This window comes from Pseudomonas sp. FP1154 (genome assembly GCF_030687245.1).
Lineage (GTDB): Bacteria > Pseudomonadota > Gammaproteobacteria > Pseudomonadales > Pseudomonadaceae > Aquipseudomonas > Aquipseudomonas rhizophila.
Genome location: NZ_CP117465.1, coordinates 3754518 through 3771401, shown reverse-complemented (window position 1 = coordinate 3771401; position 16884 = coordinate 3754518). Strand labels below are relative to the sequence as shown.

Annotated in this window: 13 protein-coding genes; 9 read left to right on the top strand and 4 right to left on the bottom strand. The window is 61.3% G+C overall.

What is annotated here, in order from left to right:
• Positions 1 to 275 precede the first annotated feature (275 nt).
• Positions 276 to 1184 (top strand): glutaminase B, encoded by a 909-nt coding sequence (glsB, locus tag PSH91_RS16830; protein ID WP_047227793.1) that lies wholly within the window; start codon positions 276 to 278, stop codon positions 1182 to 1184.
• A gap of 55 nt (positions 1185 to 1239) precedes the next feature.
• Here the strand turns inward: glsB and PSH91_RS16825 are convergent, their stop codons facing one another.
• Complete coding sequence (locus PSH91_RS16825) at positions 1240 to 1569, bottom strand: hypothetical protein (protein WP_047227794.1); 330 nt, start codon at positions 1567 to 1569, stop codon at positions 1240 to 1242.
• 649 nt (positions 1570 to 2218) lie between these two features.
• On the bottom strand, positions 2219 to 4165 hold the full coding sequence (locus PSH91_RS16820; protein WP_305466260.1) for a DNA topoisomerase III: 1947 nt from the start codon (positions 4163 to 4165) through the stop codon (positions 2219 to 2221).
• Positions 4166 to 4406: 241 nt separating this feature from the next.
• On the opposite strand from PSH91_RS16820, the gene PSH91_RS16815 reads away from it, so the two are divergent.
• From PSH91_RS16815 to PSH91_RS16800, 4 genes are all read left to right on the top strand, one after another.
• The gene (locus tag PSH91_RS16815) at positions 4407 to 4814 is read left to right on the top strand and encodes a response regulator (RefSeq protein WP_047227796.1); all 408 of its coding nucleotides are present in this window, start codon (positions 4407 to 4409) and stop codon (positions 4812 to 4814) included.
• 113 nt (positions 4815 to 4927) lie between these two features.
• The gene (locus PSH91_RS16810) at positions 4928 to 5449 is read left to right on the top strand and encodes a sigma-70 family RNA polymerase sigma factor (RefSeq protein WP_047227797.1); all 522 of its coding nucleotides are present in this window, start codon (positions 4928 to 4930) and stop codon (positions 5447 to 5449) included.
• Positions 5446 to 6405 carry a FecR domain-containing protein gene (locus PSH91_RS16805; protein ID WP_047227798.1) on the top strand — a complete coding sequence of 320 codons (960 nt, stop codon included), beginning with the start codon at positions 5446 to 5448 and terminating at the stop codon, positions 6403 to 6405. The genes PSH91_RS16810 and PSH91_RS16805 overlap by 4 nt, the downstream gene beginning before the upstream one ends.
• Before the next feature lie 101 nt (positions 6406 to 6506).
• The gene (locus PSH91_RS16800; RefSeq protein ID WP_047227799.1) at positions 6507 to 8984 is read left to right on the top strand and encodes a TonB-dependent receptor; all 2478 of its coding nucleotides are present in this window, start codon (positions 6507 to 6509) and stop codon (positions 8982 to 8984) included.
• 42 nt (positions 8985 to 9026) lie between these two features.
• Here the strand turns inward: PSH91_RS16800 and PSH91_RS16795 are convergent, their stop codons facing one another.
• Positions 9027 to 10649 carry an MFS transporter gene (locus tag PSH91_RS16795; RefSeq protein ID WP_047227800.1) on the bottom strand — a complete coding sequence of 541 codons (1623 nt, stop codon included), beginning with the start codon at positions 10647 to 10649 and terminating at the stop codon, positions 9027 to 9029.
• A gap of 207 nt (positions 10650 to 10856) precedes the next feature.
• Positions 10857 to 12500, bottom strand: a complete 1644-nt coding sequence (locus PSH91_RS16790) for a GMC family oxidoreductase (RefSeq protein WP_047227801.1) — start codon at positions 12498 to 12500, stop codon at positions 10857 to 10859.
• Positions 12501 to 12629: 129 nt separating this feature from the next.
• On the opposite strand from PSH91_RS16790, the gene PSH91_RS16785 reads away from it, so the two are divergent.
• The 4 genes from PSH91_RS16785 to PSH91_RS16770 all read left to right on the top strand — a co-directional run bounded on the left by PSH91_RS16785 (position 12630) and on the right by PSH91_RS16770 (position 16745).
• Positions 12630 to 13514 (top strand): LysR family transcriptional regulator, encoded by an 885-nt coding sequence (locus tag PSH91_RS16785; RefSeq protein ID WP_305466257.1) that lies wholly within the window; start codon positions 12630 to 12632, stop codon positions 13512 to 13514.
• A 159-nt stretch (positions 13515 to 13673) separates the two neighbouring features.
• Complete coding sequence (locus tag PSH91_RS16780; protein WP_047227803.1) at positions 13674 to 14045, top strand: cytochrome c5 family protein; 372 nt, start codon at positions 13674 to 13676, stop codon at positions 14043 to 14045.
• 115 nt (positions 14046 to 14160) lie between these two features.
• A complete protein-coding gene (locus PSH91_RS16775; protein WP_305468556.1) occupies positions 14161 to 15459 on the top strand; it encodes a D-arabinono-1,4-lactone oxidase in 1299 nt (432 codons plus the stop codon).
• Positions 15459 to 16745 carry a DSD1 family PLP-dependent enzyme gene (locus PSH91_RS16770; RefSeq protein WP_305466256.1) on the top strand — a complete coding sequence of 429 codons (1287 nt, stop codon included), beginning with the start codon at positions 15459 to 15461 and terminating at the stop codon, positions 16743 to 16745. The genes PSH91_RS16775 and PSH91_RS16770 overlap by 1 nt, the downstream gene beginning before the upstream one ends.
• Positions 16746 to 16884 lie beyond the last annotated feature (139 nt).

Genomic DNA, 16884 nt, shown 5'->3' with positions numbered 1-16884 from the left:
GTCTCCTGCCGATTGATCCCTTCAACTATAGACCGCTCGATTGGATGACAAGCGCCCATGAAATCTCTTGAATTCTGTGGGAGCAAGGCTTGCCCGCGAAGCAGGCGATTCGGTTCCAGAAAGACCGCGTGAGCTTGATCGCGAGCAAGCTTTGCTCCCACGGATCGCCTCGCAACAGATGTTGCTGGTCTATTGAGTGTGCTCTGATCGCACCCATCAGCGTCTAGCGTCTGTATCCCCGCACTCGAACGGGGAATGATTGGACCCATGCGCATATGCAAGCATTGTTGAACGAGATCCTCGATGCGGTTCGCCCCCTGATCGGTCAGGGCAAGGTGGCCGACTACATTCCCGCCCTTGGCACCGTTGCGGCCAACCAGTTGGGCATTGCCGTCTACGGCAACGATGGCGAAATGTATTGCTCAGGTGACGCTGAAACGCCGTTTTCGGTGCAGAGTATTTCCAAGGTTTTCAGCCTGGTGCAGGCCATCGGCCATTCCGGCGAGGCAATCTGGGAGCGTTTGGGCCATGAGCCCTCCGGCCAGCCCTTCAATTCTCTGGTGCAGCTGGAATTTGAACGCGGTCGGCCGCGCAACCCGTTCATCAACGCCGGCGCCTTGGTGATCTGCGACATCAATCAGTCGCGTTTTGCCGCGCCAGCGCTTTCGATGCGTGATTTCGTACGGCGCCTGTCGGGCAATCCACAAGTCATGGTGGACGGCAAGGTCGCTGAGTCGGAATACCAGCACCGCGCCCGCAATGCGGCGATGGCCTACCTGATGCAGTCCTTCGGTAATTTTCATAACGACGTGGAAGCGGTGCTGCGCAGCTATTTCAGTCACTGCGCGTTGCGCATGAGCTGCATCGATCTGGCCCGGGCGTTCTGCTTCCTGGCCAACGACGGCTTCTGCAAGCACAGTGGCGAACAGATCCTGAGCGCCCGCCAGACCCAGCAGGTCAACTCCATCATGGCCACCAGCGGGCTGTACGATGAAGCCGGCAATTTTGCCTATCGCGTTGGCCTGCCGGGCAAGAGCGGGGTGGGCGGCGGGATTGTTGCCGTGGTGCCGGGGCGTTTCACGGTGTGCGTCTGGTCGCCGGAACTCAATGTCGCGGGCAATTCCCTAGCAGGCATGGCGGCGCTGGAATTGCTCAGCCAACGAATCGGCTGGTCGGTGTTCTAACGCCCAAAAAAAGGGCCCGTTCCAATCAGGAACGGGCCCTTTGTTTTAAGCGCGATCAGCAGAGGCGGTCGATGACCCGAACTTCAGAGGTGTTCTGCATCGACTGCCACGCCTGGGTCAGCGTTTGCAGCACGCGACCCATGAAGTCTTTGTCGGCCGCGGCCTTCTTGCCGACGTAGCCCTGGCCACGACGGTACATCTTCAACCGGGCACACAGGTCCTGCTGATTCTTCTCGAATTCGTCTTCCTGGGTGAACGGCGACAGGCAGTCCATATGGACCTGGCCATTCTTGCTGATCCACAGGATATGGCTGTCCAGGGTGTCTTTGTGTGCTGCGAACATGCGAGCCAGTTCATCAATAGATGGTTGATTATTCAGATTCATGTGTAAGCCCCTTGACCATTTGGTTGATCTGTCTGGTGGTTCGCAAAAACTTCGCTTCTTTCGGTAAGTGCCTGTCCAGTGCTGCATGGCTAGCACCGAAACCAGGCCGTCAGCACCCGGCCGTCTGACTTCGACGGGGTCGTGCATCGGTTGTGTAGTGTTATCGAAGGGCTGCTACGCAAATGCGCTACAACGAAGAGAAACAGCGAAGAACCTTCAGGCATTGTCAACTTTCGAGGGTCGACCACGCGCGTCATGAGGATCGTCGCCGACGTTTCTCGTCCTTGTCACCGGACGGTCATGCCAGGTCAGCACCTTCAATCTGCCTTGTGGGCAGTCCCTTATCCAAAAAACAGCTCGGCGGTCAGACGAGCTTGCTCAAGCATTTACCTGTACTCCCGATCGGGGAGACGTCTGCATCATGCAAGGCCAAATCGGAGGCGTCAACGGTTTTGTAGTGATTATTTTTGGTCACTACATATTGTCGGACAAAATGGTTTTGTTATGAAAATTCTGGATCAGGGCAGATATCCCTGTGGGAGCGAGCCTGCTCGCGATGGCGGTGTATCAGTCGGTATCCATGGTGACTAACATAACGCTATCGCGAGCAGGCTCGCTCCCACAGGGCGACGCGTCGAACATGTATTTATCAGGTCGTCTTGGCTTTGCTCGCCTTGCGAGGTGTACCGCTGGCCTTGCGCTTGGCCGGCTTGCGTTTGCTTTTCCATGGGGTGGCCCCACGGCCGGCAGGGCTGGCAGGGCCGTTGATGGTCAGGTTCATGCCCTGGCAGCGGGCGATGTGCTTGCTCATCCAGGCGGCCTGGCGGGTCACGAACTCTTCCAGGCTCATCTCTCCGCTTTGCACCATGTCCAGCGCCTGCTCCCAGATGGCGGTAGTGCCTGGATCGGCGATGGCGCGGGGCACCGCATCGATCAGGCTGAAGGCCGCCGGTGTGGCAGACAGGGCCTTGCCGTTTTTCACCAGGTAACCGCGGTCGAGCAGGCCCTGGATGATCGAGGCCCGGGTCGCTTCGGTGCCGATGCCGGTGGTGTCCTTGAGCTTTTGCTTGAGCAGCGGATCCTCCACCAGCCGGGCAACGTTCTTCATCGCCTTGATCAGGTCGCCCTCGGTGAACGGTTTGGGGGGCTGGGTCCACAGGTCCTTGAGTTTGACCTCGTCCACGGCGCAGTCGCGACCTTCGACCAGGGCCGGCAAGGTTTGTGGTGCCGGTGCTTCACGGCCTCGTGCCGGAGCCAGCGCTTCGGGCAGGGCGCGTTTCCAGCCGGGTTCGACGATTTGCTTGCCCACGGCCCGCAATGCCTGGGCGGCGCAGTCGAAGTCGGCCTGGGTCCGGTCGTATTCGTGGTTGGGCAGGAACTGCGCCAGATACCGCGCCCGTATCAGCGTATAGACGGCCCGCTGCTTGCCGGCGAGCTTGTCGAGGTTCTTCGCCGCAGCGGTAGGGATGATGCCGTGGTGGGCGCTGACCTTGGCGTCGTTCCAGGCCCGGGATTTGCGTTGGGGCTGCAAGTGCTCGCGCAGCGGCGCAAGACCCGGGTCGGCCTGGGCGAGGGCGGCGAGGATGGCCGCAGCTTCGCTGTGCTGGCTCAAAGGCAGGAAACCGCAATCGCTGCGCGGATAGGTAATGAGCTTGTAGGTCTCATAGAGCGACTGGGCAATGTCCAGGGTTTCCTGGGCGCCGAGGCCGAGTTTCTTCGAGCAGACTTCCTGCAGGGTGCCCAGGTCGAACGGCAACGGCGCCGCTTCGCGCAAGCGCTCGGTGCGCACTTTCATCACCCGGGCGGTGGCAGCGTTGCCCATGGCTTGGGCGGCGTCCTGGGCGAGGGCCTGGTTCAAACAACGTTCCTGATCGTCGCAGGCATCCGGGTCGGCGCGCCACTGGGCGGTGAACACAGTGCCGTCGTGGCGCAGTTGCACGTCGATGGCCCAATAGGCGACCGGTACGAAATCCGCGATGCTGCGGTCGCGATCCACCACCAGGCGCAGGGTGGGGGTCTGCACGCGGCCCACCGGCAGCACGCCCTGATAACCGGACTGGCGCCCCAGCAACGTGAACAGGCGGCTCATGTTCATGCCGATCAGCCAGTCGGCCCGGGAGCGGCCGAGGGCCGAATGGTAGAGGTTGAAGGTTTCGGCGCCCGGCTTGAGTGCGGCCAGGGCCTTGCGGATCGACGCTTCGTCCAGGGCCGACAGCCACAGACGCTGGATCGGTCCACGGTAGCGGCAATGCTCCACCAGTTCCCGGGCAATCATTTCGCCTTCACGGTCGGCGTCGGTGGCGATGACCAGCGTCTTGGCTTCCCCCAACAGGCGCTTGACCGCCTTGTACTGGCCCGCGGTTTTCGGCTTGACCGTCATTTTCCACTGCGTCGGCACGATAGGCAGGTCTGCCAGTACCCAGCGCTTGTAGCGGGCATCGTAGGCGTCGGGCGGGGCGGTCTCCAGCAGATGGCCGATGCACCAGGTGACTGTGATGTTCGCGCCCAGCCAGCAACCGTCACCGCGGCGCGTGGCACCGAGCACGGCAGCGATGTCTTTGGCCTGGGACGGTTTTTCACACAGGTACAGCTGCATAGCGCCCTTTTCCTAAGCAGATTTCATGGGGCTGTAGCATGGTCATGGATGGGCGTCGGAGCAAGTTTTATCTGTATGGATATACAGATAAAGCGTTGCGATGCGTTGCTCCAGGGCGGTTATCGCAACGTTTGGCGGTGTATTTGCACGCAGAATGAATTTCTCGCAAGGGCATCGCTCATAACTTGCAGAGCGGTTGAAACCGCAAAGAACGTTTATGGGGTCAAGGAGAGTCACTTACATGAATTCGATGCCAAAGGGCAACGGACAGGCGGCCGCGCGTTTGATTCTCGTCGTTGAAGATGATCAGACCATTCTGGAGTTCCTGTGTGAGATCCTGCAAGACGAGGGCTTTGCCGTGGAGCCCCGGGAAAGCGCCGACGCGGCGCTGGAATTCCTCAAGCAGAGCGCTGACGATGTGGACTTGTTACTCACCGATATCACCATGCCCGGCAAACTGAACGGCGCGGACCTGGCCAATTTGACCGGCGACCGGTGGCCACAGATACCCTTGTTGATCATGTCCGGTTTCGAAACCCCGGAAAGCGCCGGGATCAAGCATCATGCCTCGTTCATCGCTAAGCCCTGGGCGCTGGGGCAGATGCTGGATCTGGTGGAGAGCACGGTGAAAAATCACTCTGTGCATTGAGCAATGCCAAGAGGGTGAGGTGGCAGGCCTGGGACTGTGCATGTTTGGGTTGCAAGCGGCGATGCGCTCCATGACAATGCGAGTCATTATCAGTCGCGAATTATTCCATTGCCATGCCCGCCAACGATCTGTCCTTACGCAGTGCCGTCGACGTTCTGTACAGTGATCATCACAGTTGGCTCCAAGGCTGGCTGCGCAAGCGTTTGGGCAATGCTTTCGATGCCGCGGACCTGACCCAGGATACCTTCGTGCGTGTCATTAAGGCTCGCTCCGCGTTGGATATTCGTGAGCCGCGACCGTACCTGTCGATGATCGCCAAGGGGCTGTTGATCGATCTGTTTCGCCGCCGTTCGTTGGAACAGTCCTACCTCGAAGCCTTGGCCGCCATGCCGCAAGAGCAGCACCCGTCGCTGGAAGAACAGGCCATCCTGCTCCAGGCCCTGATGGAGATCGACCGCTTGCTGCTAGGGTTGGGGCCGCGTGTCAGGCAGGCGTTCATCCTGTCGCAGTTCGACGGCCTGACTTACCCGCAAATTGCCGAGCGCCTGGGCGTCAGCGTACGCACGGTGAATAACCACATGGCCAAGGCCATGGAACATTGCTGCCTGATGCAGATTCAATTACAACTTTCATGAACCTGCCAGCCGAAGAGTTGCAAGCCATCCGTGTGGCGGCGCAGTGGTACGCCCGGCTTCACTCCGGCATCACGACCGACGCGGATCGAGCCGGGTGGAATGCCTGGCTGAGTGCAGACCCGCTGCATAGCCAGGCCTGGCAACGAATGACAGCGGTGGCTGAACAGATGGCGAGTGTGCCGGGCGCCCTGGCGGCACCGACCTTGAGCGAACGCCACAATCGATCCCGTCGCCAGGTATTGCGCAGCGTCTTGTTGCTCACGTCCGCCAGCGGCCTGGGTTGGTTGGGCTGGCGCAGCCAGGCTACGCAGAACCTGCTTTGCGATTACCGCACCGCAGTGGGCGAGCGCCGCGAGTTTCAGCTGGCGGACGGCAGCACCGTGCTGCTCAACACCGACACCTCGGTCAATGTTCGTTTCGATGGGCGCCAGCGGCTACTGGAGCTGTTGTGGGGGGAGATCCTCGTCACGACGGCGATCGATCCCTTGCAGCGGCCTTTCAAGGTCATCACCGGTCATGTCGAAGTGCTTGCGCTGGGCACGCGTTTTATCGTCCGAGGCCAGGCGCGGGGCGGTGAGGTGGCGGTGCTTGAAAAAGCGGTCGAGGTGAGTCTCCCGGCGATTGGCTCGAGGATGCGCGTCGAAGCCGGCCAGCGCCTGGATTTCAATGACCGGTCGCTGGGTACGCTGCGCGGCAACGATGTGTCGGTCGGTGCCTGGCAGAAGGGAAGCATCATCGCCATTGACCGTCCTCTGGCGGTGCTGCTGGATGAACTGTCGCGTTACCGCAACGGCGTGTTGCGTTGTGATCCGGCCATTGCCGACTTGAAGGTTTCCGGCGTGTTTCCCGTCGATAACACCGATCTCGCCCTGGCGGCGCTGGAGAGTGGCTTTTCGTTACGCGTGACCCGCTACAGCCGATTTTGGGTCCGGGTATCGAGCGGCGATCAGCGCTGACGTGGCGGCGCGATAAAAAAGAACACTGTCCTGCACTTTTTATCTCCATCGTTCGGCTCTTCCTCAGTGAGTTTTTATCGACCGTTTGGGGGAGGGGAAGCATGTCTTGGGTAAGCGCGCCAGGTCGTCTGGTGTTTGCAGTGAAAATCGGCTTGCTGGCAGCCGTGACCGGCAGCGTCGGGGTCGTGAATGCCAGTCCGGCTCCAGGTGCCTCGGCGCAGCAGCGTTCGGTGCAGGCCTACGATATCGGGGCCGGCAGCCTGGTGGATGTCCTGACCCGGTTCTCCAGTGCCGCCGGTGTCGCCATTTCGTTTGATGCCCGGCAACTCCAGGGCCTGCAATCGCCCGGCCTGAGAGGTTCGTTCGGCGTGGGCGATGGATTTGCCCGCATTCTTGGCGGTAGCGGCCTGCAAGCCGACCGCCAGGCCAACGGCACGTACGTGCTGCGCTCCGTGCCCGCCAACGGTTCGGCCATGCAACTGGGAGCAACCACCATCGAGGCGCAGATGCTCGGAGCGACCACCGAGAACAGTGGCTCCTACACGACGGGGGCGGTCACGATCGGCAAAGGCGAGCACTCCTTGCGCGAGACGCCGCAATCGGTGACAGTGATCACTCGCAAGATGCTCGATGACCAGAACCTGAACACCATCGATCAAGTGATGGAAAAAACGCCCGGCATTACCGTCTACGACTCGACCATGGGCGGCAAATATTTCTACTCCCGTGGGTTCCGGATGTCCGGTCAGTATCAATACGACGGTGTTCCGCTGGACATGGGCAACAGCTATGTCCAGGCCGACAGTTTCAGCAGTGACATGGCGTATTACGATCGGGTCGAAGTCCTGCGCGGTGCCGCCGGGATGATGAAGGGCGCCGGCGGCACGTCCGGTGGCGTCAATTTCGTCCGTAAACGCGGCCAGGCCACGGCCCAGACCGAACTCAGCCTCTCGGGCGGCACCTGGGACAACTACCGCGGGCAGGTCGATACCGGTGGCCCGCTGAATGATTCCGGCACCCTGCGGGGCAGGGCGGTGATCGCCGAACAGAGCCGGCATTATTTCTACGACGATGCTCGGCGCAAGGACCAGATTTACTACGGTGCCCTGGACTTCGACCTGACGCCCGACACCACCCTCGGCCTGGGCCTGGCCTATGAGGACGTCGATGCGAGTCCTTGCTGGGGCGGGCAGCCGCGCTACAGGGATGGCAGCGATTTGAAACTCAGTCGCTCTACTTGCCTGGATCCGTCGTGGAACACTTGGCGTAGCCAGCGGACCACGGTGTTCAGCGATCTCAAGCATCAACTCAATGACGACTGGGCCGTGAAGGTGGCCGGTGTCTATACGAAAAACACCCAGGACATCAAATACGCCTTTGCATCCGGCTCGGTGACGCCGGGTGTCTCGACCACCAATGTGCTGGGCAGCATGTACGACTATGACCAGGTCGATTACGGCCTCGACGCCTATCTGGACGGCAAGTTCGACGCCCTCGGGCAGCAGCATGAATTGATCGTCGGCTTCAACGCCAGCCGTTCGGACAAGGACGATTTTTTCTCGGTCGCCTTCCTGCCGCAGCAACAGAACGTATTCGATCCGGATCGACACATTCCGGAACCGGATGACAGTTACTTCATCGAGAACTCGACGCGCGGTGGCCCGGTGAAAACCGTCACCCGGCAACAAGGCCTGTATTCGACCCTGCGCCTGAAACTGGCGGACCCATTGACCTTTGTCGTGGGCAGCCGGGTGAGTTGGTACAACTCCAAGACCGACTCGGTGTTCCTCACCGGCGGTTCGGAACACGCCAAGAGCACGGAGACAGGCCAGGTCACCCCGTTTGCCGCTGTGTTGCTGGACCTCAACGAACACCTGACGGCCTACGCCAGTTACTCGGACATTTTCACGCCCCAAGGCAACTACCGTTCCGAAAGCGGTTCGGCACTCAAGCCCCTGGTGGGTGAAAGCTATGAGCTGGGGATCAAGGGCGAATGGTTCGAGGGACGCCTGAACAGCGCCTTCAACCTGTTCCGCACGTTGCAGAAAGACCAGGCCCAGACCGACTACAACTCAAGCTGTGCGTCCTCGGACGGTTACTGCTACGAGAACGCCGGCAAGGTTCGCGCCCAGGGTTTCGAAGCCGAGATCAGCGGTGAAGTCATCGAGCGCCTGCAACTGCTTGCCGGTTACACCTACACCCAGACCAAGACCCTGAACGACATTGATACCAGCCTCAACGGCGGCTCGTTCAACAGCTATGTGCCGCGTCATGTGCTGCGTCTGTGGGGCGATTATGCCCTGGGTGGGGCGTTCGAACGGTTCAGCGTCGGTGCGGGGGTCAATGCCCAAAGCGACAATTTCCGGGTATCGCCGGCGACGGGGGAGAAGATCACCCAGGCCGGTTATGCCGTGTGGAATGGTCGGGTCGGCTACCGCATTGATGACACCTGGTCGCTGGCCCTCAACGGCAACAACCTGTTCGACAAGCGCTACTACAGCACCATCGGGACCGAGAGCTTCGGTAACTATTACGGTGAGCCGCGCAACCTCACCATGACTCTGAAGGCGCACTTCTGATCCGCTGGCGAGGGAACAAACGCCCTCGCCACGGTTTTGCCCTCAGTTTTTATCCAGGTCCACGTTCCGGGTTTCCCGCAGGCAAATCATGCCCACCACCAGGCTCACCCCGGTGATCATCACCGGGTACCACAGCCCGTAGAAAATGTCCCCGGTGTAGACCACCAGGGCAAACGACACGGTGGGCAGGAAACCGCCGAACCAGCCGTTGCCGATGTGGTAGGGCAGGGACATGGAGGTGTAGCGGATCCGAGTGGGAAACAGTTCGACCATCAGCGCCGCCAGTGGGCCGTAGCACATGGCTGAAATGATGATCAGCGCCACGATCAGTGCCACGATCATCGGCCGGTTGATCTGCTGGGCATCGGCCTGTTGTGGGTAGCCCGCCAGGGTCACCGCGCCGCGCAGGGCGGCTTCGTCGTAGCCTTCAAGCTTCACATCACCGACGCTGACCTGCACATCACTGCCGGCCGGCGCCGCGACACTGCTGTAGGGCAGGCCTTGCTTGACCAGGAAGGTCTTGACCTTGTCGCATGGGCTATCGAAACGGGCCTTGCCCACCGGGTCGAACTGGAAGGTGCACGTGGCCGGATCGGCGATCACGGTGATCGGCGCCTGACGGCTCGCCAGGTCAATGGCCGGGTTGGCGTAGTGGGCCAGTGTCTTGAAGATCGGAAAGTACAACGCCGTCGCCAGCAACAGGCCAATCATCAGTACCGGTTTGCGCCCGACCTTGTCCGACAGCCAGCCAAAAAAGATGAAGAACGGTGCGCCGATGACCACGCTGACGATCAGCAGGCTGTTGGCCAGGGCCGGATCCATTTTCAGGAACTGGGTGAGGAAAAACAGCACATAGAACTGCGCGGCATAGAAGGTCACCGCTTGCCCGGCGTTGATGCTGAACAGCGCGATCAGCACCACCTTGAGATTTTCCCACTTACCAAAGGATTCGCGGATCGGCGCCTTGCAGCACTTGCCTTCTTCTTTCATTTTCAAGAAGGACGGCGATTCATGCAGGCTCAGGCGGATCCAGGTGGAGATGCCCAGCAACACGATCGACAGCAGAAACGGAATGCGCCAGCCCCAGACTTCGAACTGATCGCCCGTGAAATAACGACAGCCCAGTACCACCAGCAGCGAAAGCAGCAGCCCGAGGGTGGCGGTGGACTGAATCCAGCTGGTGTGGAAACCGCGCTTGCCCATCGGCGCGTGTTCGGCGACGTAGGTGGCAGCACCGCCGTACTCACCGCCCAAGGCCAGGCCCTGGAGCATGCGCAGCACCACGAGGATGATGGGCGCGGCAATGCCGATGCTGGCGTAGTTGGGCAACAGGCCGACGCAGAACGTCGCCAGGCCCATGAGTACGATGGTGGCCAGGAAGGTGTATTTGCGTCCGATCATGTCTCCCAGCCGTCCGAACACCAGTGCGCCGAAAGGCCGCACGATGAAACCGGCGGCGAATGCCATCAGGGCGAAGATGAATGCCGTGGTGTCGTTGACCCCGGCAAAGAACTGCTTGCTGATCACCGCCGCCAGGGCGCCATAGAGGAAAAAGTCATACCACTCGAACACCGTCCCCAAGGACGAGGCGAAGATGACTTTCTGGGTTTCCTGGCTGGTGCCGGCGCTGCGCGTGGCTTCCAGGGACTGAACATGTTCAGACATTTGGGTATCCCTCACAGTGATTGTTTTTGTTGTTCCACTGTCGACGCCGGTACAGCGTCTCCTGTTTTGCTGCATACCTTGAATTCAAAGGGTTCTCCTTGTGGGAGCGAGCCTGCTCGCGAAAGCGGTATGCCGGTCGACATCATCGTGAGCTGATACACCGCCTTCGCGAGCAGGCTCGCTCCCACAGGGGGATTCTGTTGTTCTTCAGACCGTGGCAGGTTCCTTTTGGGGCGTGGTGCTGCGGATGTCCGCCTCGAGGATCATCTGCGCCGCCTTCTCGGCAATCATCAGCGTCGGCGAGCAGGTGTTGCCCGAGGTGATGCGCGGCATGATCGAGGCGTCAACGACGCGCAGGCCGTTGATGCCGTGAACCCGCAGTTGCGCATCCACCACTGCGTCGCGGTCCTGGCCCATGCGGCAGGTGCCCACCGGGTGGAAAATCGTCGTGCCTATACGGGCGGCGGCCTGGTGCAGTTCTTCCTCGGTTTGCAGGCTTGGTCCCGGCAGGTATTCCACCGGCTTGAAGGCGCTCAACGCCGGGGCGGCGACGATGCGTCGGGTCAGGCGGATGGCGTCGGCGGCGACCCGCAAGTCTTCGGGATGGCTCAGGTAGTTGGGCTGGATCAGCGGCGCCTCGTGCGGGTCGGCCGAGCGAATGTCCACCCGGCCACGGCTTTGCGGACGCAGGTCACAGACCGACGCAGTGAACGCCGGGAAACTGTGCAGTGGTTCGCCAAAGCGTTCCAGCGACAAGGGCTGCACGTGGTATTCGAGGTTGGCCGAGGTCTGTTCCGGCCCCGAGCGGGCGAACGCGCCGAGTTGGCTGGGGGCCATGGACAGCGGGCCGCTGCGATCATAGAGGTAGCGCAGCCCCATGCCCATCTTGCCCCATAAAGTGCCGGCGATCTGGTTCAGGGTACGGGCGTTTTCCAACTGGTAGATCAGCCGCAGTTGCAAGTGGTCCTGCAAGTTGCCGCCCACGCCGGGCAGCTCATGAACCACGCCAATGCCCAGGCGTTGCAACAGGTTGCGCGGACCGATTCCCGAGCGCTGCAAAATACCCGGCGAGCCGACGGCGCCGGCGCACAGCACGATTTCCTTGCGCGCCTTGAACGTCATGCTTTTGCCTTGCCAACGGGCGCTGACGGCGTGGGCCCGGTTGTCACGCAACAGCACGCGGTCGACTTCGACATCGGTCATTACCGTGAGGTTGGGGCGCTGGCGAACCGGTTTGAGGAAGGCCTTGGCCGCGTTCCAGCGCACCCCGGCTTTCTGGTTGACCTGGAAATAGCCGCAGCCTTCGTTGTCGCCGCCGTTGAAGTCGTCGACGCTGGGGATACCGCTCTGCTCGGCGGCGGTGCGAAACGCATCGAGAATCGGCCATGACAGGCGCTGGCGTTCGACCCGCCATTCCCCGGCGGCGCCATGGAGCTCGGAGTCTCCGGCAAAGTGGTTTTCGCTCTGTCTGAACAACGGCAGCACGTCTTTCCAGGCCCAGCCAGGGTTGCCCTCGGCGGCCCAGCTGTCGTAATCCGCGGCCTGGCCGCGCATGTAGATCATGCCGTTGATGGAGGAGCAGCCACCCAGCACCTTGCCCCGTGGGTAACTCAGTGCGCGCCCTTGCAAACCCGCTTGCGCCTCGGTCTTGAAGCACCAGTCGGTGCGCGGGTTGCCGATGCAGAACAGGTAGCCGACCGGGATGTGAATCCACGGATAGTTGTCGCGCCCGCCCGCTTCAAGCAACAACACCCGGTGCTGCGCGTTGGCGCTAAGCCGGTTGGCCAGCAGGCATCCGGCAGGGCCGGCGCCCACGATCACGTAATCGTATTCATCGACGACAGGTTGCATTCGCGACCTCATTTTTGTTCTTGTGGGATGCATCCTAGTTGTTAGGTTTCGTCAAAAGAATGTTAGTTTTTGCGCAACCACTGTGCGTTTTTAAACAGTCCTGCCTTCAGGCGTGTTCAAGGATGGCCCATGTTCGACTGGAATGACCTGCGCTACTTTCTGGAACTGCAACGCAGCGGCCGTTTGCTCACGGCCGCACGACGCCTGAACACCACCCATGCCACTGTGGCCCGGCACATCGAAGCCATCGAGAAAAGCCTGGGCACCGCGTTGTTTGTCCAGCATGCCCAGGGTTATGAACTGACCCCCGCGGGCGAATCGTTGCTCAAGCACGCCGAAGCCATGGAAAACGTGGCGCTACTGGCTCAGGAGGACATCACCCAGTCCAGCGCGCCCTTGGGCAAGATCCGCGTGGGGGTGACGGAAGGGCTGGGCATCATGTTTTTAGCCAGCCGCATGGACGGTCTGTTCCAGCGCTATCCGGGGCTGGAGGTGGAGTTGGTGGCGGTGCCGCGTTTTGTCAGCATCCTCAACCGCGAAGTGGAAATCAGCATTCACCTCGAACGCCCGGTGGCCGACCTGCTGGTGACCCGCAAGCTCACCGACTACAGCCTGGCGCTCTACGCCAGCCAGGCCTACCTGGACCGCTCGCCACCGTTGCGCAGTCGCGAAGACCTGGCCCGCCATGCCTGGATCGGGTATGTCGACGACCTGCTGTTCAGCCAGGAACTGATGTTTCTCAACAGCTTTTGCCGCAACCCTCGGGTGGTGTTCCACAGCACCAGCGTCATCGCCCAGCAACAGGCTGCACGCTCGGGATTGGGGATTGCCGTACTGCCTTGCTACATGGCCAGCAGCGACCCGGCCCTGGTCCCTTTACTGCCCGATGAAACCATCCGCCGCAGCTACTGGATCAGCACCCGCCGCGAACTGCACAAATCCGTGCGCCTGCGGGTGCTCTGGGATTATGTGGTGCAGTTGTGCGAGCGCGAGCAGGGGCTGCTGCTGCCCTGATCGCCAATGTCCCTGGCCATCGATCATCCAGCGCTGGCCGCGCAAGTCCCCTTTTATGGCCCCCAATGACCTCAAGCCAACGCGCGGGCGTGCCTTAGTGTGAGTCTGTCTGACCCAACACAATAAAGGCGTGCTCATTGCGCCACCAAGAGGGGCCCCATGTCGGTACCAACGTCTTCAGCCTGGACTCACGCCGCGGCGATTCTTTCGCTTGGCGTATTGCTCGCCGGTTGCGGCGAAGAGGCCAAAACGAGCCCGCCCAGGGCCTTAACGAGTGTGCCCGCCGACGGAGCGCTGGCACAAATCTACGACAGCAGTTGCAAGCTCTGCCACGCCAACCCCGGCGCCGGAGCGCCCCTGACCGGCGACGCCAACGCCTGGGCGCCGCGAGTGGCCCAGGGCAGCGACACCCTGCTTGATCACACGATCAACGGCTACAACGGCATGCCGCCGATGGGGCTGTGCATGCACTGTTCCGAAGAGCAGTTCCTGGCCCTGATCGGCTTCATGTCCGGCCAGCCATTGCAATGACCAACAGGGGAACGACGGCATGACGATGGACTATTCACGGCGCCAGTGGCTGCAACGGGCCGCCGCTGTCGCGGCCTTCACGGCGCTGGGCAGCCAGGGCGCCCTGGCCGAGTTGATGCGCGCCCCGCGACTGATTCCGTGGCGCAATTGGTCCGGTGCGCAAAGTTGCCTGCCGGGAGCGCGTCTGGCTCCCAAGAATCTGGATGAACTGGTGCAAATCGTGGCCCGCGCCGAAGGGCGGATTCGTCCGGTGGGTTCAGGCCATTCCTTCAGCGCCCTGGTGCCCACGGACGGGACTTTGCTGTCGCTGAGTTTTTTCAGCGGTCTGCTGGATCACGATGTCGCCAGCCTGCAGGCTGAGTTCGGTGGCGGCACGCCCATGTCGCGCATGGGCACAGCGCTCAAGGCCATCGGTCAGGCGCTACCGAACATGGCCGACGTGGATTACCAGACCCTGGCCGGGGCCATCGCCACCTCGACCCACGGCACCGGCAAGGCATTCGGTTCGTATTCGGCGCAGGTGGTCGGGCTGCAACTGGTGACGGCCGGCGGCGAGGTGCTTGATTGCGATGCCAACCGCCATCCCGAAGTGTTCAAGGCCGGGCGGGTGTCACTGGGTGCGCTGGGGCTGGTGACCCGTGTGCGTTTGCAGAACCGTCCTGCTTATCGGCTGCGCGAGCGCCAGTGGGTGGCGAAAACCGAAGAGTTGCTCGAGGACCTGGACACCAACACTCGGGACAACCAGCATTGGGAAATGCAGGTGGTCACCCATTCCGACTATGCGTTGTCGATTGCCTTGAACGAAACCACCGATCCGGCCACTGCACCGGTGAGCCCCGAGGAGGAGGGTGGCAACGAATTCGTCACCCTGATCGAAAAGCTCGACAAGTATGGCAGCGACTTTCCGACGATCCGGCGCACGTTGCTCAACAGCCTGCGACTGGTGGCCGACTTCGAGGATCGGGTTGGCGATTCCCACGACATCTACGCCAATGCGCGCACCGTGCGCTTCAACGAGATGGAATATTCGGTGCCAGCTGAACACGGTCCGGCGTGCCTGCGGGAAATCCTCAAACTGATCCGCGACAAAGACCTGCGCACCTGGTTTCCCATTGAGTACCGCTACGTGAAGGCCGATGACATCGCCCTGAGCATGTTCGAAGGCCGCGACAGTTGTTCGATCTCCGTGCACCAGCATTACCAGATGGACCATCACAATTTCTTCGCCGCCATTGAGCCGGTCTTCTGGAAATACCAGGGGCGCCCGCATTGGGGAAAACTGCATTCCTTGAACGCCAGGACGCTCCAGGCGCTCTACCCACGCTGGAATGAGTTTGCCCAGGTGCGCCAGGCCCTGGACCCTGGCGGAAAATTCCTCAACGGGCATCTTTCAACGATTCTGGGAGCGAGCTGATGGGTTTCAATCGTCGAGGGTTCCTGGCTGGGACGGTGGGCGCCGGACTGTTGCTGGCCGGCGCGTCGGTGCCTGGCTGCGACCGCCGGGACCAGGGCGGGCCGTACAGCGATTATTTCCGCCAGTTGAACCGGGAACTCAAGGCCCACGGTCCCATGCGACCAGTGATGCTGATTGACCTGGACCGACTCGATCACAACATCGACGTGGTAATGGCCTCGGTCCGGCGCGCCGGCAAACAGCTGCGCTTGGTGGAGAAGTCCCTGCCATCGCCGGGGCTGTTGAACTACATTGGCCAGCGAGCCGAGACTCGACGGTTGATGTCGTTCCACCAACCGTTTCTCAACCACGATGCGTTGCAGTTTCCCACGGCTGATATTTTGCTGGGCAAACCTCTCCCAGTGCGCAGCGCCGCGTTGTTCTATGAGCTTCACAAAGGACCCTTCGATCCGTCACGCCAGTTGCAGTGGCTGCTGGACACACCTGAACGGCTTGAGCAATACCGGGCCCTGGCCCAGGGGCTTGGTACTCGCTTGCGGATCAATATCGAACTGGATGTAGGCCTGCACCGGGGCGGAGTAGCCGACGATGCCACGCTGGAGGCGATGCTCAAGCTGATCCGGGCGAACCCGACGCACTTGGAATTCACCGGGTTCATGGGCTACGACCCGTTCGTGGGCATGGGCGTGCCCGAGCTGCTGGCAACCCCTCAGGAGCTGCTGGCGCGGGTCATGGCGATCTACACCGCACGGGTGGATTTCGTGCGTCTGCGCTACCCCGACCTCTGGCATCCTGGCCTGACCCTCAACACCGCCGGCAGCCCCAGCTATCGCTTGCACGAACGGGAGAAACTGAGCAGTGAAGTCTCGGTGGGCACGGCCATGCTCAAACCCAGCCACTACGACCTGCCATCGTTGAGCGAGCACGTTCCGGCGGCCTACATCGCCACGCCTGTCTTGAAGCGCACCGGCCCGGTCAACATCCCGGCACTGGACGACAAGTCGCGGATTTTTTCCTGGTGGGACGTGAACCAGCGCGGGACTTTTTTCATCTACGGCGGCAACTGGATGGCCAATCTCGAATCACCCTCAGGCTTGAAGCACAACGACCTCTACGGTCGCAGCTCCAATCAGGAAATGGTCAATGGTTCTGAAACGGTGGGGCTGGCGGTGGAGGACCAGGTGTTCCTACGACCGACCCAGAGCGAGTCGGTGCTGTTGCAGTTCGGTGATCTGCTGGCCGTGCGCGGAGGGCGGATAGTCGAGATGTGGCCGGTCTATAACTGACGACGGATCCTGTGGGAGCGAGCCTGCTCGCGATGACGGCGGTACATTCAGCATCAATGTAGGCCGATCCACCGCTATCGCGAGCAGGCTCGCTCCCACAAGGGATTGCTGGTGAGCCTGCCGGAACCGAATAGAGCGT